The organism is Niveispirillum sp. SYP-B3756 (genome assembly GCF_009495745.1).
Classification (GTDB): Bacteria; Pseudomonadota; Alphaproteobacteria; order Azospirillales; family Azospirillaceae; genus Niveispirillum.
Genome location: NZ_WIDQ01000002.1, coordinates 300778 through 319472 on the forward strand (window position 1 = coordinate 300778; position 18695 = coordinate 319472).

An 18695-nucleotide genomic window follows, 5' to 3' on the forward strand; every position below is an offset into this window, starting at 1 on the left:
GAGGACAGGTGAATCGGCGCTGACCCTTCCGCAGGGGGGCGGCGCCAGATGAATACGGACCGAAGCCCCTCATCGAGAGGTGATGGTCAGGTGTTTGTTTTTGAAAGTATTTTTTGGAAAAGGGTACATCGGCGTTCCTTTCCCGTTCTTCCATTCCGCTGCGGGGTTGGGTGCTATAGCGCACTGCAATATTCGATTGCATGTGAGGGGTTCCGCTGTTATTTTCGCTGCGGTAGTAGGATTGGCGGGGCGAGTTGGTTAACACCCTCCTGGTGGGCCGCGCTCCTCACTTAATCGATTTTGGGGGTAAAAAGATGGCAACTCTGCCTGGCGGTACTACGACGAGCGGCTCCGGTCTGACGACCGCGCAGCTCACCACTGTTTCTAATCTCCTGACTCAGCAGGTTAATACTGGCGCGACTGTTAACAACACCACGCTGGGTGGCGGTACGCCGGTTGTGACTGCCCCGCTGACCACCACGGTCACCATGGGCAACCTGAGCACCAACAGCGTGCGTACGGCCGTCATTACCACTCCGACTGGCAGCAATACGCCTGCCGTGGCGGTGGTGAATACGGGTACAAGCGGCTCAACTGGCGTTCTGACCAACGTATCCGTCGCCGGTCAGGTGAACAGCATTGTCGTTGAAGGTACGGGCAATAACAACGTTGCTGCGGTGATTTTCGGCTCCAGCAGCGCGGGCAAGACGGTTGTCGGCAGCGGTAACAACGAATTCGTGGTGCTGAGCGATACCTCGGGCAGCAACACCGTGGTCGCGGGTTCTGGTAGCGACAGCGTCATCGGCGGCTCTGGTTCCGACTTCGTCTCCACCAATGGTACCGCCATCATCAATGGTGGCGGTGGTGATGACAGCATCACCGGTGGTGAGACTGGCGTGAATACGCTGGGCGGCGGCGCTGGCAACGACACCATTGTGGCTGGCGGTGGCGGCGCCTTCATCATCGGTGAATCTGGCAACGACTCGCTGGTGGCCGGTGCAGGTAAGGATGTGTTCATTTTCAGCCCGGGCGCTGGCAACGACACCATTTCGGGCTTCAACCCGACTGCTGATACGCTTGGCTTCGCGACCACCAACTATGGCAGCAGCAGCCTGAATCTGGCTTCGCTGATCTCCAACGCGCAGGTCAGCGGTGGCAACACCGTCCTGACCTTGCCCGATGGTTCCACCATCACCGTGGTGGGTCAGACCGGTATCAATGTTAACTGGTTTACTTCCAAGTAAGCCTGATTAGCATAGACGTTTGGGAAATGGCGGGCTTTGGCTCGCCATTTCTTTTTCTCGATTCTTGAATGATTTTTAGTATCAGAACTGGTTCTGCCTCTTTCCATTGTCGTTAAGTTATTTTGTTCATTTTTGCGCGTAAATATCGGATATCTTCACCATCACACGGCACCTTTGATAAGTGATGGCGATGACGACCACGACTGGTATGTTGGCAACGGCGGAACCGGAACCCACAGCGGACCGCCTGCGCAGTTCGGCTCAAGTCATTGTTCTCCCAGAGGGAACCTATATCGCGGCGGTACGGCCATCGGCGCAGCGCCCCCGTGTCATCAATGGGGTGGCATTCCCGGCCGCACAGCTCAGCTCCGTTCCGCAGCCGGGCACCTCGCCGATCCGCTTCCTGCAGAAGGGCGCTTTGGAGTCGGTGGCCTGGGTTGCTGCGGCCGATGAGGTGGTGATCTCGGTCCCTCCGGGCCCCGCGCCGCTCTTGATCACCAACTATATATTTGGCCAGGATATTCAATCCTGCGTCGATCTGGAGATACGGCCGCTGTCGCCGGCCGCACAGGCTCCGCCGGTCGGTTTGCGCCTGTTTGCCACCATCCAGCAGGTCGGTGAACAGGCCTTTGCCGCCGGCGAATGGGCAGCCGCGGAGGATGCACCCTTCTGGATTGAGGGAATCCGGGTTGAAACCAGCCCCGCCGTGGGACAGTTGCTGCAGTATCGGGTTCCAGGCTCCACCGCGACCGACGCCAATTGGACCCCGGCGCCGGGCAGCCTGGGGCTGGGTGGGGGACGGCCGCTCTCGGGTGTTGCTTTCCGTCTGATGCCGCCGCTGGCAAACAGCCACCGGGTGATCTATGCCGCGCGCTTCCTGCGCCATGGGGAGATTGAAGCGGCGGATGGAGAGCCGTGCCGTTCCCCGCAACCACAGGATCCGCTGATCGCCTTGCGGGTGGCCGTCGTTCCGCGATGAGCCGAGGCGATCTGTCTTCCGCAACCGGTGTGGGGGGAGTGTCCACACCGGTTGCGTCATCGCGTGAGATGGCCCGGTCGCACATTCTGGCAGCGCTCTCTGCCGGAGAGACCGCACAATTGGCGCTGCTGGCTCAGCGTCTATCCCGATTCGATCCACCCCATGCCGATGATCTTCTGATGGCGGCAGTTGCGCGCCTGTGGTTGCAGGATCGGGGTGGTGGTGCTGATCTGTTGCGACGCGCGTTGGTGCTGGCCCCCCGACATGTCCTGGCAGCCAAGGCCCTGGCCCGGATCGGCGGATGGACAGAGACGGTGCTGGAGGCCCTGGCCTGGCACGCCGAAACGGATGCGGAGGCGGTGGAGTTCCTGCGCCTTCACGCCCAGGGCACGGGCCGGGCTGTTGCTTTCATTGCGAATCGTGCGGTGCAATGTGCCGTCCCGCCGGGCGGGGGCCATGTGGCCCTGGAATGGGCAGGTCATGTGTTGGTGCAGCGACAGGTGCCGCCCGCTGCCGACGCCAGCTTTATTGAGTTGCCATTGCCCGATGCGCTACGCGGCGCTGTCGATCCGGAAGTTTATCTGGATGGATGCCCCGTTCTGGCCTCTGCTGTCCGGGGCGCATGGTTGCAGCCCCCCCGCCTGACGGCTGTCGTGGCGCAGGCGACGGGAGGGGAACTGCTTGTCCGGGCCATGGATCTGGCCTGTCCTGACCGTCCGGTGGCGATCATTCTCTTGGACGGTGATCAGGTTCGGGCGCAATTGAGCGTTACGCCACCACCCGGCAGTGACCTGGAAGATCTGCCGCAGCAGACGCCACAGGAACTGTCCCTTGCCGGTATAAATAATCCCCGCTTGCTGTTCGCCCTGACCGGGGAGCCGCTGGACCTGCCCCAGCCCATCCGCCGTTTGTCAGGGCCGGAACCGGTGGTGGATGTGATTGTTCCGGTTTATGGCGATATCGACGCCACACGGGTTTGTTTTGACCGGTTGCTGAATTGCGATCCGGGCCTGCCCATGCGGGTGATCGCCATTGATGACCGGGGGCCGGAGCCGGCGATTGCCCCTTTGCTGGACCGGCTGGCGGCGGCGGGGCACATTCTGCTGCGGCGCAATCCGACCAATCTGGGGTTTGTCCGCAGTGTCAATATCGGCATGGCCATCTCCGCCGGGGCCCGGGATGTGGTGCTGTTGAACGCCGATACGGCCGTGGCTACGGGCTGGCTGAAGCGGTTGCATGATGCGGCCGGCCGGGCGGCCGATATTGGCACGGTGACCCCCTGGTCCAACGATGCCACCATCTGTTCCTACCCGCGCGCCAATGAGGAGACGGCGCTGGCCGAGGTGGATGTTCCGGCCTTGAACGCCCTGGTTGGGACGGTGCTGGATGGTCAGGCCATCGATATCCCCACGGCTGTCGGCTTCTGCATGTATATCCGCCGTGATTGTCTGGCGCAGACCGGCTGGTTCGATGCCGTCACGTTTGGTACCGGCTATGGGGAAGAGAACGATTTCTGCCTGCGGGCCGGCCAGTTGGGCTGGCGGCATGTGATGGCGCTGGATGCCTATGTCGGCCATGTTGGCGGCGGCTCTTTTGGTCCGTCCAAGCAGGGCCGGGTGGATCGGGCGCTGCGGCGGCTGGCACGGCTCTATCCCGGCTATGAGCCGTCTGTTCATGCTTTCATCGACACGGATCCGTTGGCGGTTTATCGCCGGGCGCTGGATCGTGCCCGCCTTTTCAGGGATGGTGGGCAACGCCCCTTGATGATCGTCTGCGCCAGGCTGGGCGGCGGGACCGAGCGTTTCGTCCAGGAAGGGCTGGCTCGCCGTCCCGGGGGTGGGCGGGATGCGGTGCTGCTGCGACCGGAAAAGCGGGAGGGCAAGCCCCACCGCCTGAACCTGGAGCTGACCGACCGGCCGGACCTGGGCAATCTGTGCTATGACCCGGCGACAGAGCTGGATTTGCTCTGGTCCGATCTGGCTCGGCTTGGGGTGATGGAGATGGAGCTGCACCATCCGTTCCATCTGACGCCCGATACGCTGGCCGGTCTGGCAAACCGCTTCACCTACCGGATGCATCTGCATGATTATAGCTGGATTTGTCCGCGCATCACCCTGACCGATGGCACCGACCGCTATTGCGGGGAACCGGATGTCGCGGCCTGTGAGTCCTGTGTGGCGACACATGGCGATCTGTTGCAGACCGGCCTGGGGGTCGCTGATTGGCGAATGCTGACCCGCGCTGTACTGGAAAAGGCGCAGCGCCTTGATTGTGCGACACAGGAGGCGGCGCAACGGTTGCGGCGCTATGCACCTGCGGCCCGGTTGCATCTGATGCCACCGCAGGGACTGCCACCATCCCCGACCAGCGCCGTGCCGCCGCGTCAGCCTGGGGAGGTTTTACGCATCGTGGTGCCGGGGGCCATCGGTCCCCCGAAAGGCTTTCATATCCTGCTGGATTGCGCGCGCGACGCTGTTGCCCGTCAGTTGCCGCTGCGTTTCATCGTCCTTGGTTACACGCTCGATGATGATTTGCTGGTCAGTACGGGGGGGGCCATGGTGATCGGTCGCTATGAAGACACGGAATTTGGCAGTCTGCTGGCCGATATCCGCCCCCATGGTGCTTTTGTACCCTCCGTCTGGCCAGAGACATGGTGCTATGCGCTGAGCCATGTGCTGGCGGCGGGCTTGCCCACGGCTGTCTTTAACATCGGTGCCCAAGCGGAACGTCTGCGCGCCCATGGACGGGGCTTGCTGCTGCCACCAGGGCTGCCGGCTGCTGCCATCAATGATGCCTTGCTGGCCTTATCCGCGCCCTGTTGACCGGGAGGGGAGACGAAAAATCAGCATCAGTAAACGCGGTTGCGCATCGTTGCCTGTAGATGGCGGACAATCATTTCGGAATCATAATTGGATACTTCGCCGATCAGTTGCTGCCAATTGATCAAATAGGGGATTTCCATTGGGTTATGCTGTAACAGATCCCGCTTGATGAAGGGGCAGCGGTTGACGCTGATCAATTGATCCCAGAAAAAATGCGTCTGGTTCAGCGGTACGCCTCCGCGCAGGCTTTTGGCTATTCTTTCCGCATAAAGGCGCCGCTCCGCATCGCTGCCGCCCGAAGTGCTGGCCAAAAATGCATCGACCTTCGGCGCCATCGCGCCGATTAGTTGCCGATAGGGAAACATCGCTTTGCACCGCAATCCCTCTGACAGGAAAAACGGCGTCAGCCCGATTTCCCCATAGCGAACGACCCAGCGTTTGCGCCGGAAATAACGCAACCTGTTCCAGAACTTGGCAAAAGCCTGGCTGCGAATCGCGGCAGGATGGAACAGCAGGAAATAGCTTTGCAGATGGAAACGCCCATCCCAGCTGTCGGTGATGCCCCACACATCCGCCTCTTTGGGACTGGCACGCCCGATCACCTGGGCGAAATCCTGAAGCGGGCCGTACATGCTGTCATTCGTGATCAACAGCATATCCAGGGTCAGCAGGTCCGGTATCTCCGCGATACCATCTTTGAAGGCGCCGAAATCATAGCCGACATTACGGCGCCACAGAATAACCGATACCAGAGGTTTAAGCTTCTCCAGGCTGCGGTCGGGAAAACGGGGAGAGTTGCTGGTAAATATAATCGAAAAGCCTTGCCGCCGTAACTCACGCAAATAATACTCTACATATTCATGTACAATACCGCGTGTATCAAAATGATTGAAGACCACAACACGTTTGGCGCCCTGGAGGCTTACATCGCCCACCCACCGACGGCGGATGTAACGTGGCCTGATAATTGACGTGATATGGGTTCGCACATAGTCGAAAATATCGACCGTTTCAGTCAACTTCTTAATCAAAAAACGATGCAGCCGCATGGGAATGGTCAATCTGTAAATTGTCTTTGGCTAAGGCTTGTTTAAACTAAACGGTTCCTCCGTCAAAGGTAAAGGGGCCTTTTCCCGTGGAGTACCACCGTCGTTGACCTGATGTTAAGAGAGCGGCTGCCTGCCCTGCCTTGCCAGGGCAGGCAGCCGGTGGAATTTCGGCGTCGGGCAGGCGATATCAATCCCGTAAATTGCCCCGGCGCGGACGAATCCACGGGCCATGGGCGCATTCTCTTACCAACCCGCCGGCGCCAACATGCCAATGGTTTGGCTTCGCGCCGCCAGTCCGCTCAGGGCCGACATGCGTCCCGTCCTGCTTGCGCGGGCTGGATCAATCGGGCATCCAGCCCCACATCAGACCGTGGCCCGATCAAGGGCCGGTGATCGACAGGCGCGGCACTTGCTGCGGGATGACGCTGGTGGTGCCCGGCAGGTATCGGGGCCCAGAATCGGGAAGGACATGATGGCGCAAGCCCCCCATCTGATCGGCCGTACGGCCATCGCTAAGGAAATCGATGGTTTGCGGCTGTTGCAGAACAGTCTGGCTGAGCCGTTTGACCGGGTGGTGGAGACCATCCTGTCCCGCCAGGGTCGGGTCTTCGTGGCGGGTATCGGCAAGAGCGGCCATGTCGCCCGCAAGATCGCCGCCACCCTGTCTTCCACCGGAACCCAGGCCCATTTCATCCATCCGGCGGAGGCCAGCCACGGCGATCTTGGCATGATTGGCCCTGGTGATCTGGTGATGGCGCTGTCAAATTCCGGCGAAACGCAGGAATTGTCGGACCTGCTGCTTTATTGCGGCCGCTGGAGCATTCCGCTGGTCGGCATCACCAGCCGGGCCGAGTCCGTGCTGGCGCGGGCAGCCACCCTGCCGCTGGTGATGCCACAGGCGCCAGAGGCCTGCCTGGTCGGCATGGCACCCACCACCTCCACCACCATGATGATGGCGCTTGGCGATGCCATTGCCGTGGCGCTGATGACGGCGCGCGGCTTTACCGCCGGGGACTTCCGCAATTTCCACCCCGGCGGACGGCTGGGCCAGACGCTGATGCGGGTGGAGAAGATCATGCGCCGGGATGAGGCCTTGCCCCTGGTGGCGCTGAGCGCGCCCATGTCGGATGTGCTGCTGACCATCACCTCCAGAAGCCTGGGCTGCGCCGGCGTGGTGGACGGGGAAGGGCGGTTGGTCGGGGTTATTACTGACGGCGATCTGCGTCGCCATATGGACCCCCGCCTGTTGTCCCGCCGCGCCGACGAAATCATGAGCAACAGGCCCCGTGTCACAAGGCCGGACGCTTTGGTGGGCGAAAGCCTGGCCCGGATGAACCATGAAGGCATCACCTGCCTGTTCGTCACGGCGGACGAGAAGCCGGTGGGTGTCATCACCCTGCATGATTGCCTGCGCGCCGGCTTCAGCTGAGCTGCTGCCGGGTTTTCTTTCCCGGCAGGGCGTGGCGGATCAGCTTTTCCACCTCCAGCACCAGCAGCAGGGCGAGGCCGGTGCCGGCGGCCACGGCGAGTTCGCCCAGGCTCAGCGGCCGGGTGCCGAACAGTTTGTGGCACAGCGGCAGATAGGTGAAGGCAAGCTGTAGCAATACCGTGCCCGCCACGCCGATCAGCACGGCCGGGGTGCCCAGCACCCCGGTCCAGGTCAGCGAAGTCATGTGCAGGTAGCGGACGGAGAAGAGATAAAAAATCTCCATGGCCACCAGCGCATTGACCACCAGGGTCCGCGCTTCCTCCACGCTGGTTCCCCGGCCTAGCATCCAGTGCAGGGTGAATTTCACCCCGATCAGCATCAAGATGGAGGTCAACGCGATCCGCCAGACCAGGAATCGGTCCAACACCCCCTTACCCTTGCCCCCCGGGGGACGGGCCATGGCACCGGGTTCCATCGGCTCAAACGCCAGGGTCAGGCCCAGCAGCACGGCGGTGACCATATTGATCCAGAGGATTTGCACCGCCGTCATGGGCAGCAAGGTACCCATCACCAGGGCGGTGATCATGCACAGCGCTTCCCCGCCATTGGTGGGCAGAGTCCAGGCGATGACCTTGCGCACATTGTCGCCCACGGTACGGCCTTCCCGTACGGCGGCGACGATGGAGGCGAAATTATCGTCGGTCAGCACCATTTCGGCGGCTTCCTTGGCGGCTTCCGTTCCCCGCTGACCCATGGCGATACCGACATCAGCCGTTTTCAGGGCGGGGGCGTCATTTACCCCGTCGCCCGTCATGGCGACGATGCGGCCGCCGGCTTGCAAGGCCTGCACCAGCCGCAGCTTGTCCTCCGGCGTGGTGCGGGCGAACACATCCGTCACCCGCACGCAATGGGCCAGGGCGGCGTCATCCAGGGCGGCCAGATCGCGCCCCGTCACCACGCCGTCGGTCTGTTTCAGCCCCAGCGCGCGGGCGATGGCGGCGGCGGTCAGCGCATGGTCGCCGGTGATCATTTTCACCGATATGCCGGCGCGATGGCATTCGGCGATGGCCGCCATCGCCTCTGCCCGGGGGGGATCGATCAGGCCGACCAGACCCAGCAGCACCAGATCCCCCCTTTCCACGGTGGCAAAGGACAGCGTCTCTGTGCCGAAAGATGCTGTCTGTGCGGCGAAGGCCAGCACGCGCTGGCCCTGGGCGGCGAATGTTTCCACCGCCTGTCGCCAATGCGCCGCATCCAGCGGCACCGGCCCTTCCGGCCCCTGTTGCCGTTGACACATATCGATCAGCCGTTCCGGTGCCCCTTTGACCAGAATCAGCGCCCGGTCGCGCCGGTTATCGTGCAGGGTAGCCATGAAGCGATGGCCCGCATCGAAGGGGATGGCATCCCGCCGGGGCCAGGTCGCCGCTTCCACCGCCGGGTCCAGCCCGGCCTTCATGGCAAAAGCCAGCAACGCCCCCTCCATCGGGTCGCCGGCGACGCACCAGATACCGTTTTTCTGAGCCAGTTCGGCATCGTTGCACAGCAGGGCGGCCTGGGCCAGCCCGGCCAGCAGCGGATCGCCCGCCGCATCGGTCGGCCCCTGCGGGCCGGTGATATCCCCGGTCGGTCCATAGCCGGTCCCGCCTATCTGCCAGGCCCGGCCCGGCGCCAGCGCCCCATCGACAATCATTTCATTGCGGGTCAGCGTGCCGGTCTTGTCCGAACAGATGACATCGACCGCGCCCAGCGTTTCAACCGCTGCCAGCCGGCGGATGATGGCGTGTCGCCCGGCCATGCGCTGCACGCCGATGGCCAGGGTGATGGTCAGCACCGCCGGCAACCCCTCCGGGATGGCGGCCACGGCGATGCCGATCACCACCAGGAAGGCATCATCCAGCGCCATCTGGTGCTTCAGCAGACCGAAGGCCAGCAGCAGGGCCGAGAAGGCGATGATGACGAAGGAAAGCTGGCGGGCAAAGCGGTCCATCTGCACCAGCAGCGGGCTCCGCATGGCCCCCACCGACTGGATCAGGCTGCTGATACGGCCCAGCTCGCTGGCAAGGCCGGTCGCCACGACCAGCCCCTGGCCCTGGCCGGCCGTCACCAGTGTGCCGGAATAGGCCATGCAGGCCCGGTCCGCCAGAGCTGCGCTTTCCGCGACGGGCATCACCTGTTTTTCCACCGGTGCGGATTCCCCGGTCAGCGGTGCCTCATCGATTTTCAGCCCATGGGCACGGAGCAGGCGCAGGTCCGCCGGCACACGGTCGCCGGCCTCCAGCAGCACGATGTCGCCCGGCACCAGGGCGGCGGCTTCCATCTGCTGGCGATGGCCATTGCGCAGCACGATGGCCAGGGGCTGCAACATGTTGCGGATGGCGGACATGGCCCTTTCCGCCTTGCCTTCCTGGATAAAGCCCACAATGGCGTTGATCACCACCACACCGATAATGACGCCGGCATCCACCCAATGGCCCAGCAGCGCCGCCACCACCGCCGAAGCCAGCAGCAGCAGGATCAGCAGATTGTTGAACTGCTCGATAAAGCGTCGCAAGGCCCCCCGCGTCTTGGCATCCGGCAGGCTGTTGGCGCCATGGATGGCCAGCCGCCGCGCACCTTCCGCCGTCGACAGGCCGGCCGTACCCGTCTGCTGTGCGGCCAAGGCCGCGGCAGTTTCCAAGGTGTGCCAGTATATGCGCCCGGGCCCATCCGGTTGGGGGCCGGCCGGCTGTGCAGGGCGGGCAGGCATTGGCTTCTCTCTCCGCATGTTGATCATGGCCGAGACTGCCAGCTTCATGGGGCAGAAGCCTTGACACAGGTCATATGTGTCGGTTGGTGAATGAATCCGATCCGGATGCCGTTACGGAAACGGTACCCTTGATGCAAATCAAGGCTGCTTGGGGTCTTTGGTGCCAGTCTGCTGTCATCTTTGGAAACCATGCCCGAACAGGGAGGCAGGACCATGCCTGCAGGGACGACCAGCACCGTCAGCGCGATCACCCGGGTGAAGACAGCCCTGCCCGTCCCGCCTGCCCCGTCCTCTTGTGCACCAGCAGCGCTGGAGGAGGCGGCCCCGGCGGCGGCCACGCTTTCCATCCTGGACCGGATGACCCATGCCTGGATGGGGCGCTTCACCGCATCCGTTTCGCCGGCGGCACTGACCCTGGCCTGGGCGGATTGGGCCATCCATCTGGCCTCCTCCCCCGGCAAGCAGATTGAGCTGTGGCAGAAGGGCGTGCGCAAGACGGCCCGGTTGGCCCATTATGCGGCGACCTGTGGCGCGCAGGAGGGGGCGCCGCGCTGCATCGACCCGCTGCCGCAGGACCGGCGGTTTGAGCATCCCGGCTGGATGAAGCCGCCTTTCAACCTGATCCATCAGGCGTTTTTGCTGCAGCAGCAATGGTGGCACAATGCCACCACCGGCATCCGGGGCGTGGCGGAAGGCCATGAAAAGGGCGTGACCTTCACGGCCCGCCAGTTGCTGGACATGATCTCCCCCACCAACTTCCCGCTGACCAACCCGGAGGTGCTGGAAGCCACCGTGAACCAGATGGGCGTCAATCTGGCCCGTGGTTATCGCAACTGGACCGATGATGTCCGCCGGCAATTATCGGGCAAGGGCCCGGCGGGGGTGGAGGATTTCCGGGTGGGTGGCAATCTGGCCGTCACACCCGGCCGGGTGGTATTCCGTAACCGCCTGATGGAACTGATCCAGTACAGCCCCAGCACCGGAGAGGTGCGGCCGGAACCGATATTGATCGTGCCGGCCTGGATCATGAAATATTATATCCTGGACCTGTCACCGCAGAATTCCCTGATCAGCTATCTGGTGTCACGTGGCTATACGGTCTTCTGCGTCAGCTGGAAGAATCCGGGGCCGGAGGATCGTGACCTCGGCATGGAGGATTATCAGCGCCTGGGTATTCTGGACGCGCTGCGGGTGATCAATATGGTGGTGCCGGGGATGCCGGTCCATGCCATGGGCTATTGCCTGGGCGGCACGCTGCTCTCCATCGTGGCGGCGGCACTGGCCCGTGATGGTGACCAGCGGCTGGCCAGCATGACCCTGCTGGCTGCCCAGACCGATTTCACCGAAGCGGGCGAACTGACCCTGTTCATCGATGAAAGCCAGCTTTCCTTCCTGGAAGATGGCATGTGGAGTCAGGGCTATCTGGACACCACGCAGATGGCCGGCGCCTTCCAGTTGCTGCGCTCCAACGACCTGATCTGGTCGAAGATGGTGCGGGAATATCTGCTGGGTGAGCGGGAGCCGATGATCGACCTGATGGCCTGGAACGCCGACAGCACCCGGATGCCCTATCGGATGCATTCGGAGTATCTGCGCCGGTTGTTCCTGGAGAATGAGCTGGCCGGCGGCCGCTACCGGGTGGATGGCCGCCCGGTGGCCCTGGGCGATATACGCTGCCCCGTCTTTGCCGTGGGCACAGAGACGGACCATGTGGCCCCCTGGCATTCCGTCTATCGCGCCCGGCTGCTGCTGGATACGGAACTGACCTTCTGCCTGACCAATGGCGGGCACAATGCCGGCATCGTCTCGGAACCCGGCCGCCCGCGCCGCCGTCACCGGCTGGAAACCATCCAGCCTGATCAACCCTATATGGATGCCGATACCTGGATGGCAGCCACGCAGCCGCGCGAGGGTTCCTGGTGGCCGTCCTGGGTGGATTGGCTGGACGAACGCTCCGGTGCTCCGGTGCCACCGCCCCCCATGGGCTGCAAGGAGGCTGGATTGCCGCCGTTGGAGGCGGCACCGGGGACGTATGTACATATGCGGTGAGGGGGGCGTATCCTGTCTCTACGCGCATGTTGATTTCATTACCTTGATGTCTCTCCAGCACTTCTTCTCCCGTCACCCCGGTGCAGGCCGGGGGCCAGTTCGTAGCGTGATGCGCCCTTTGATTCTGGACACCGGCCTGCGCCGGGGTGACAGTTAAGGAGAGGGCGCTCCCCAGGAACCTGTGTGAATGAATGAACTGACGTTGCTGAGCCGGTTGGCGGTGGCCCTGGCGATCGGCCTGCTGGTGGGGCTGGAGCGCGGCTGGAAAACCCGTGAGGTCGGCGACGGTCAGCGGGCCGCTGGCCTGCGCACCTTCGCGCTGTCCGGCCTGCTGGGCGGGGTGGCGGGGGCCTTGTCGCAGATCACCAGTTCCTGGGTGCTGGCGGCGGCCTTGCTGGGCCATGCCGGCACCTTCGCCGCCTTCCGCCTGCTGGAGGCGCGCGACGACCGTGATGTCAGCGCCACCGGCACGGTGGCGGCCATCCTGACCTTCATGCTGGGGGCCTTCGCCGTGCTGGGCGAAGTGCGGGTCGCAGTGGCCGCTGCGGTGGCCATGACCCTGCTGCTGGCGCTGCGTGATCCGCTGCACCGATGGCTGCGTGGCCTGCGGTGGGAGGAAATCCGCGCCATCCTGGTGCTGCTGTCCATGTCCTTCCTGCTGCTGCCGGTCTTGCCCAACCGCACCATTGACCCCTGGGGGGCGGTAAACCCGGCGGAAATCTGGTTCCTGGCTATTCTGATCGCCGCCATTTCCTTTGGCGGGTATGTGGCCATTCGCCTGTTCGGGGACCGTTTGGGCGTATTGATGGCGGCACTGGCCGGCGGGCTGGCCAGTTCCACGGCCACCACGCTGACCCTGTCGCGCTTTGCCCGCAGCACGCCGGGGCTGGAAAATACCCTGTCCGCCGGCATTCTGCTGGCTGGCGCGGTGATGGCGGTGCGGGTCTGCGTCATTGTTGGCCTGTTGAACCAGGGGTTGGCATTGGAACTGGTATTGCCGCTGGCCGCCATGCTGGCGGTGATGGGGTTGGGCATTCTGGTGCTGCTGTTCAGCCGTCGTCACACGATGAGCGGCAATCAGGCGGCCCTGGCCACCAGCAACCCGCTGGAGCTGGCCACTGCCCTGAAACTCTCTGCCTTCATTGCCATCGTGCTGCTGGCCGCCGGGGCCGCCAAGGCCTATATCGGCGACAGTGCCGTGCTGGCCGTGGCGGCGGTGTCCGGCATCGCCGATGTCGATGCCGTCACCATTTCAATGGCCCGGCTGGGAGGCCAATCCATCGGGTCGGAAACGGCCCTGATCGCCATCGCCATTGCCATCGCCGTCAATACCCTGACCAAATCGGTGATGGCTGCCTTTATCGGGGGGCGTGGCGTGGGGGTGCCGGTGATGGTGATCAACCTGTTAGCCCTGGCGGCGGGAACATTGCTGCTGCTGCTGCTGCCCTGAGCCCGTTATTGTGCCATCATTTCTGCTGCAGGGGGCTGCTGGAAAGAACATTTCCTGGAATGTGCCCTGACTTGTTAGAACAGTCGGGTGGCACTACCTGGGGGTGGCATGAGTGTGGTGACCCTGTTGCTGGTTAATATGCTTTTGCATTTGACAGCCGGCGTCTGTCTGTTTGTGGCGGGGCGATCATTACGGGCGGGGGCGGCATTGTCCCTGTGGGGGCTGTCGAACTTGGTCTATGCGGCTGGGTTCATTATCCTGCTCCAGCGCTTCCCGCGCAGTCTGGACGCCTATATCAGCCTGGGCGGCAATCTGCTGATTGATCTTGGGGCGGCCATCGCCTTTCTCAGTTTGCATCAGTTTCTGAGCGGTTCCAGGCGTGATCTCTGGCCGTTGCTGCCCGCCGGTCTGCTGTCGCTGGCCAAGATCGCCATCACGCTGGCGCTGGAATATAATCTCTCCCTCAATGTCGTGCTGGGCTGCCTGTCGCGGGCCTTGTTGGCCGCGATGGGCAGCTGGCTGCTGCTGCGCCGGGCGGAACCCTGGCTGCGGCCGGCCTCCTGGACGGTGGCAGGGTTCCAGTTGCTCTGGGTATTGCTGCTGCTGATTCGGGGGGGCTGGGAATTTGCCTGGATGCTGGAACCGGATGCCGCGATGATGGGGTTGTTGCGCGATCCGACCTCGGCCATTTCCCTGCTGCTGCGCTCCGCCATCACGTTCATCATGACGGTGGGTTTTCTCTGGATGATGGGTCGCCGGTTGGAGGCGACGCTGGTGCGGCAGGCGACGGAGGATCCGCTGACCGGGGTGGCCAACCGCCGCGCCCTGTGGGAAAAGGCGGAACGGCTGGTCGGCCGCGCCGTCCCGCGTGGCGCACCGCTGGCTGTGCTGATGGTGGATATCGACCATTTCAAAAGCGTCAACGACCGCTGGGGCCACGGCATGGGCGACCGGCTGCTAAAGGCGGTGGCGCGGACTTTGGCGGACGGGGTGCGGGCCGATGATATGGTGGCCCGCGTGGGGGGCGAGGAATTCGCCGTCCTGCTGCCCGATGCCGATGCGGCCATGGCGGCGGCCGTGGCAGAACGGGTGCGGGCGGCGGTGGCGCTGTTGCAGGTGGAAGGTGACGATGGCGCGTTGTCCTGCACCGTCAGCATCGGCCATGCCTCCCTTGCCCCCGGCCTGTCCTGGGAAGGGCTGGTGAAGGCGGCGGATGAGGCGCTCTACCGCGCCAAACGCGGCGGCCGCAACCGGGTGGAGGCGGCGGCCGCCCCTGTCGCCTGATCCCCCTTACCCCCGCGAGATGGACACCCCGCCATCCACCAGCAGGCTGGTGCCGGTGACGAAGCTGGCCCCATCGGACGCCAGATAGAGAGCGGCCTGGGCGATCTCCATCGGCTCGGCCAGCCGTTTCAGCGCGTGCAAGCCCTCCACATACTGCCGTGCCTCCGGCGTGGCGGCCGCAGCCCTGCCCATGGGCGTGTCGGTGCCGCCGGGCAACAGGGCATTGGCGCGGATATTATGCGGCCCATATTCCGCCGCGATCACCTGCACCAGCCCGCCCAGCCCCGCCTTGGACGCCGCATAGGCGGCCATGCCGGGAAAGCCCACCGTATGGCCGACAAAGCTGGAGGTGAAGATCAGCGACCCGCCGCCGCGTTCCAGCATGGCCTGAACCTGATAGCGCGCGGCCAGGAAGGCGCTGGTCAGGTTGACATCCAGCACATAGCGCCAATTCTCCACACTCAGGCCCGTCAGCGGTGCGCTCTCCCCCATGGTGCCGGCATTGTTGAAGGCGATATCCAGCCCGCCGAACCGTTCCACCGCCATTTTCACCGCCGCCGCGGCCGTTGCCTCTTCGGCCACATCGCCGGGGACCAGTGCGGCCTCGCTGCCCGCCGCGCTGATTTCCGCTGCCAGTTCGGCCAGGGCGGCCTCTCGCCGGGCGACAAGCACCAGTCGGGCGCCTTGCCGGGCGAACAGCCGTGCTGCCGCCTGGCCGATACCGGAACTGGCACCGGTGATGATGGCGACCTTGCCTGCAAGCTGTGTCATGTTTGCTGATCCCTTGTTGGTTTATGGCCAATGAAGACGCGACCATGGCGGCAGGGACAGCCCCACCGCGCTCCGTTTTTTGCCCTGGAACTGCGGCGGGGGATTTGAGAGCAAGCGGCGGAGTGGGGGGCGGGCAGGGGCCTGCTATGACAGCGGCCATGACAACCCGAAGGAATGCCAGCAATGACCGACCAGCCCGCCCGCATCGAACAAGACCCCCGCTGGGCGCAGCTGCTGGCCCGCGACCCGGCGGCAGAGGGGCAGTTCTTCTATGGGGTGAAGACCACCGGCGTCTATTGCCGCCCCACCTGCCCCTCCCGCCTGCCCAAGCCGGGTAATGTCAGCTTCCATGAAAGCTGTGCGGCGGCAGAGGCGGCGGGCCTGCGCCCCTGTCGGCGCTGCAACCCGCGCGGTCCGTCGCTGGCCGCCGCCAATGCCGCCATCGTGGCAGAGGCCTGCCGCCGGATCGAGGCGGCGGAAACCCCGCCCCGGCTGGACGATCTGGCGACCCAGATGGGCTGGAGCCCGTTTTACTTTCACCGCCAGTTCAAGGCCGTCACCGGCCTGACGCCCAAACAATATGCCACGGCGCAGCAGGCCCGCCGGGTGCGGGCCGAGCTGGCCGAAGCCGGGGGCAGCGTCACCCGCGCCATTTATGAGGCCGGCTTCAATGCCAACAGCCGGTTTTATGAGAAATCCGACCAGCTGCTGGGCATGACCCCCACCCGGTTCAAGCGTGGCGGCCAGGATGTCTCCATCCGCTTTGCGCTGGCCCAGTGCGCGCTGGGCGCCCTGCTGGTGGCCTGTTCGGACAAGGGCATCTGCGCCATCACGCTGGGTGATGATCCCGATACGCTGCTGCGCGACCTGCAGGACCGTTTCCCCCGCGCCCATCTGGTTGGCGGGGACGGGGAATTTGAACGGCTGGTCGCCCGCGTGGTGGGTTTTGTTGAGGCACCGCGTCTGGGCCTGGACCTGCCGCTGGATGTGCAGGGCACGGCCTTTCAGCAGCGGGTCTGGCAGGCCTTGCGGGAAATCCCGGTGGGCCAGACAGCCAGCTATGCCGACATCGCCGCCCGCATCGGGGAGCCCAAGGCCGTACGCGCCGTGGCCCAGGCCTGTGCTGCCAACAAGATCGCCGTGGCCATCCCCTGCCACCGCGTGGTGCGCCATGATGGCAATCTGTCGGGATATCGCTGGGGCGTGGACCGCAAACGCGCCCTGCTGGCGGCAGAGGCGGAGGGGTGAGGTTTCTATCTCTCAACATCTCCGACACCCTGGTCGCACGATGGGTGACGGGGGCTGGAAAGCGCGTCAGGGTTTCGCCCCCTATACCCGCCGTTCCATTACCGGCTGCGCGCCACCCGGCATCAGGTCCGGCACCAGGGGCGGGTGGCCCCAATGCAGGCGCACATGGCTGCCGGGCTCGACCCTTGCCAGGGCGGTTTGCAGCCGTTCGGCAAAGGCGTCCCGGTCGGGCGGTTCGGGCAGGGCGGCAATGGTGATCTCCAGCGACAGGCGACCGGGCAGGCAGAGACCCTGCACCTGCACTGCCCCCAATTCGCTGAGATGGACGCCCAGGGTGAAGGCGCTGGCCGGCAGGGTCGGCGGGCCTTCCTCTCCCGTCTCCCACTCCGGCTGGTCCTGGCCCGGCCGGTCGCGTTCCACCGGCACCACCAGCCCGCCCAGTGTGGCCAGCAGAAACACCGATGGCTTGTCACCATCCATGAAGGGCACCAGCAGGCTGGTCCAGCCCTGGCCATCACCGGCCAGCCGCGTCACCGGCACCATGGCCTGATCCAGTTCCGCCAGCGCCGCCGCCTCCCCCTTGGTGACATGCTGAAGCTGGTCATCGCCCAGCCAGGCCCGCACCCCGCCATTGCGGGCGCCGAACAGATAGAGCATCAGGGCCAGCCCGCCCAGCCGGTCCGGGCGCGGCATGAAGGCGGCCATGCGCGCCATCATGCCCGGCTGGGCCAGGGCCGCTGCCAGGGCCTGATCGGCACGGGGCGCTGCTGGCGCGCTGTCGGCCTTGCCCCTGTCCACCACCAGATCGTCTGCCAGCGGCGCGGCCATTCCCGGCGGCAGTGCCGCCTTGCCGCCGCCGGCCAGGGGGGCCTGCGGGGTGGCATGGCGCAGCAGATCCTGGGTGGCTGGCCCGCTGTCGGGGGCGACCTGGGCCACGGCCTGCGGCGTCTGTGCCAGGCTGGCCGGGGGCGCCTGGATGGCAGCGGCCAGCGGGCGCGGCTGGTTGCTGCCGGCGCTGGAGAGCAGGGCGCCGCTGGCCGCCGACAGGCTGGCCGTCTGCGGGGCGGTGGGCATGGGCTGTCCCGCCGTGCCGGCCGCCAGCACCGCCGCTGGGCTGGCCCGCAAACCGGGGATGACCGGCTGCTGCGGGGAGGTGCCATTGGCCCCGGCCAGCAACCCGCGCAGCACGGCGGCATTATCCAGCGGCTTGGTGCTGGTGACGGGGGGATTGACCGCATGGCCATCGGCCCCGGTGGCCGCAGCGGCGGCGGGCGGCCGCCCCGTCACCTCCAGATTGCCGGCCCGCGCCCCCGGCCCCAGGGTGATGTTGACGCTGCTGCCCGGCGCCAGATCGGCCGGCCAGGCCCCCGGCAGGGGGCGCAGCAGCACCGTGCCCAGGCTGGTGGCCAGCGGCACTTCCCCATCCGACAGGGCCGCACCGATGGTGCCGGCAAGCTGGGTGATCCCCACCGAAGGCAGGTCCGGCGGGCGGGACAGGATGGTGGCCTGCACCGGCAGGGTGGGCAGCGGCCGCACCAGCGGGCCGGCAACACCCCCCACCCCGGCACTGCCCGCGATGGGCCCGACCGGCTGCGGCCCGGTAAAGGCATCCCCGGCAGCCATG

12 protein-coding genes and 1 pseudogene are annotated in these 18695 nt (G+C 64.9%); 8 read left to right on the forward strand and 5 right to left on the reverse strand.

Going from position 1 to position 18695, the window contains the following annotated elements; translation table 11 throughout:
• The first annotated feature begins 254 nt into the window (after window positions 1-254).
• The 3 genes from GE253_RS05310 to GE253_RS05320 all read left to right on the forward strand — a co-directional run bounded on the left by GE253_RS05310 (window position 255) and on the right by GE253_RS05320 (window position 5045).
• Complete coding sequence (locus tag GE253_RS05310) at window positions 255-1244, forward strand: hypothetical protein (RefSeq protein WP_153203102.1); 990 nt, start codon at window positions 255-257, stop codon at window positions 1242-1244.
• A gap of 190 nt (window positions 1245-1434) precedes the next feature.
• Window positions 1435-2223 carry a hypothetical protein gene (locus tag GE253_RS05315; protein ID WP_211101352.1) on the forward strand — a complete coding sequence of 263 codons (789 nt, stop codon included), beginning with the start codon at window positions 1435-1437 and terminating at the stop codon, window positions 2221-2223.
• A gap of 38 nt (window positions 2224-2261) precedes the next feature.
• Window positions 2262-5045 carry a glycosyltransferase gene (locus GE253_RS05320; protein WP_153203104.1) on the forward strand — a complete coding sequence of 928 codons (2784 nt, stop codon included), beginning with the start codon at window positions 2262-2264 and terminating at the stop codon, window positions 5043-5045.
• 26 nt (window positions 5046-5071) lie between these two features.
• Here GE253_RS05320 and GE253_RS05325 read toward each other — a convergent pair whose 3' ends face one another.
• Window positions 5072-6094, reverse strand: coding sequence for a rhamnan synthesis F family protein (locus GE253_RS05325; RefSeq protein ID WP_173012511.1), 1023 nt, complete (start codon window positions 6092-6094; stop codon window positions 5072-5074).
• A gap of 469 nt (window positions 6095-6563) precedes the next feature.
• Between GE253_RS05325 and GE253_RS05330 the strand changes: the two genes are divergently transcribed.
• Complete coding sequence (locus tag GE253_RS05330; protein WP_153203106.1) at window positions 6564-7523, forward strand: KpsF/GutQ family sugar-phosphate isomerase; 960 nt, start codon at window positions 6564-6566, stop codon at window positions 7521-7523.
• Here GE253_RS05330 and GE253_RS05335 read toward each other — a convergent pair.
• Complete coding sequence (locus tag GE253_RS05335) at window positions 7516-10014, reverse strand: HAD-IC family P-type ATPase (protein WP_348770783.1); 2499 nt, start codon at window positions 10012-10014, stop codon at window positions 7516-7518. The two genes, GE253_RS05330 and GE253_RS05335, sit on opposite strands and share 8 nt — an antisense overlap.
• Window positions 10015-10017: 3 nt before the next feature.
• Window positions 10018-10317: pseudogene (locus GE253_RS26455) on the reverse strand (cation-transporting P-type ATPase); the annotation flags it as partial.
• 165 nt (window positions 10318-10482) lie between these two features.
• Between GE253_RS26455 and GE253_RS05340 the strand changes: the two are divergent.
• The 3 genes from GE253_RS05340 (at window position 10483) to GE253_RS05350 (ending at window position 15052) form a co-directional block, all read left to right on the forward strand.
• Window positions 10483-12318: an alpha/beta fold hydrolase gene (locus GE253_RS05340; protein ID WP_153203108.1), complete on the forward strand. Its 1836-nt coding sequence runs from the start codon at window positions 10483-10485 to the stop codon at window positions 12316-12318.
• Between the two features lie 187 nt (window positions 12319-12505).
• On the forward strand, window positions 12506-13768 hold the full coding sequence (locus GE253_RS05345) for an MgtC/SapB family protein (RefSeq protein WP_153203109.1): 1263 nt from the start codon (window positions 12506-12508) through the stop codon (window positions 13766-13768).
• 108 nt (window positions 13769-13876) lie between these two features.
• Window positions 13877-15052, forward strand: a complete 1176-nt coding sequence (locus GE253_RS05350; RefSeq protein ID WP_153203110.1) for a diguanylate cyclase — start codon at window positions 13877-13879, stop codon at window positions 15050-15052.
• Window positions 15053-15058: 6 nt separating this feature from the next.
• Here the strand turns inward: GE253_RS05350 and GE253_RS05355 are convergent, their stop codons facing one another.
• Window positions 15059-15823 carry an SDR family oxidoreductase gene (locus tag GE253_RS05355; protein WP_153203111.1) on the reverse strand — a complete coding sequence of 255 codons (765 nt, stop codon included), beginning with the start codon at window positions 15821-15823 and terminating at the stop codon, window positions 15059-15061.
• Window positions 15824-16006: 183 nt separating this feature from the next.
• On the opposite strand from GE253_RS05355, the gene ada reads away from it, so the two are divergent.
• Window positions 16007-17071 (forward strand): bifunctional DNA-binding transcriptional regulator/O6-methylguanine-DNA methyltransferase Ada, encoded by a 1065-nt coding sequence (gene ada, locus GE253_RS05360; RefSeq protein WP_247878489.1) that lies wholly within the window; start codon window positions 16007-16009, stop codon window positions 17069-17071.
• A gap of 81 nt (window positions 17072-17152) precedes the next feature.
• Here the strand turns inward: ada and GE253_RS05365 are convergent, their stop codons facing one another.
• Entirely contained in the window at window positions 17153-18694 is a 1542-nt protein-coding gene (locus tag GE253_RS05365; RefSeq protein WP_153203113.1) for a hypothetical protein, read from the reverse strand.
• Window position 18695 lies beyond the last annotated feature (1 nt).

Excerpts from the sequence above, each read along its gene's own strand:
- ada (WP_247878489.1), top strand. The coding sequence starts at position 16,007 with ATGACCGACCAGCCCGCCCGCATCGAACAAGACCCCCGCTGGGCGCAG.
- GE253_RS05355 (WP_153203111.1), bottom strand. The coding sequence starts at position 15,823 with ATGACACAGCTTGCAGGCAAGGTCGCCATCATCACCGGTGCCAGTTCC.
- GE253_RS05350 (WP_153203110.1), top strand. The coding sequence starts at position 13,877 with ATGAGTGTGGTGACCCTGTTGCTGGTTAATATGCTTTTGCATTTGACA.
- GE253_RS05365 (WP_153203113.1), bottom strand. The coding sequence starts at position 18,694 with ATGGCTGCCGGGGATGCCTTTACCGGGCCGCAGCCGGTCGGGCCCATC.
- GE253_RS05315 (WP_211101352.1), top strand. The coding sequence starts at position 1,435 with ATGACGACCACGACTGGTATGTTGGCAACGGCGGAACCGGAACCCACA.
- GE253_RS05340 (WP_153203108.1), top strand. The coding sequence starts at position 10,483 with ATGCCTGCAGGGACGACCAGCACCGTCAGCGCGATCACCCGGGTGAAG.
- GE253_RS05325 (WP_173012511.1), bottom strand. The coding sequence starts at position 6,094 with ATGCGGCTGCATCGTTTTTTGATTAAGAAGTTGACTGAAACGGTCGAT.
- GE253_RS05330 (WP_153203106.1), top strand. The coding sequence starts at position 6,564 with ATGATGGCGCAAGCCCCCCATCTGATCGGCCGTACGGCCATCGCTAAG.
- GE253_RS05345 (WP_153203109.1), top strand. The coding sequence starts at position 12,506 with ATGAATGAACTGACGTTGCTGAGCCGGTTGGCGGTGGCCCTGGCGATC.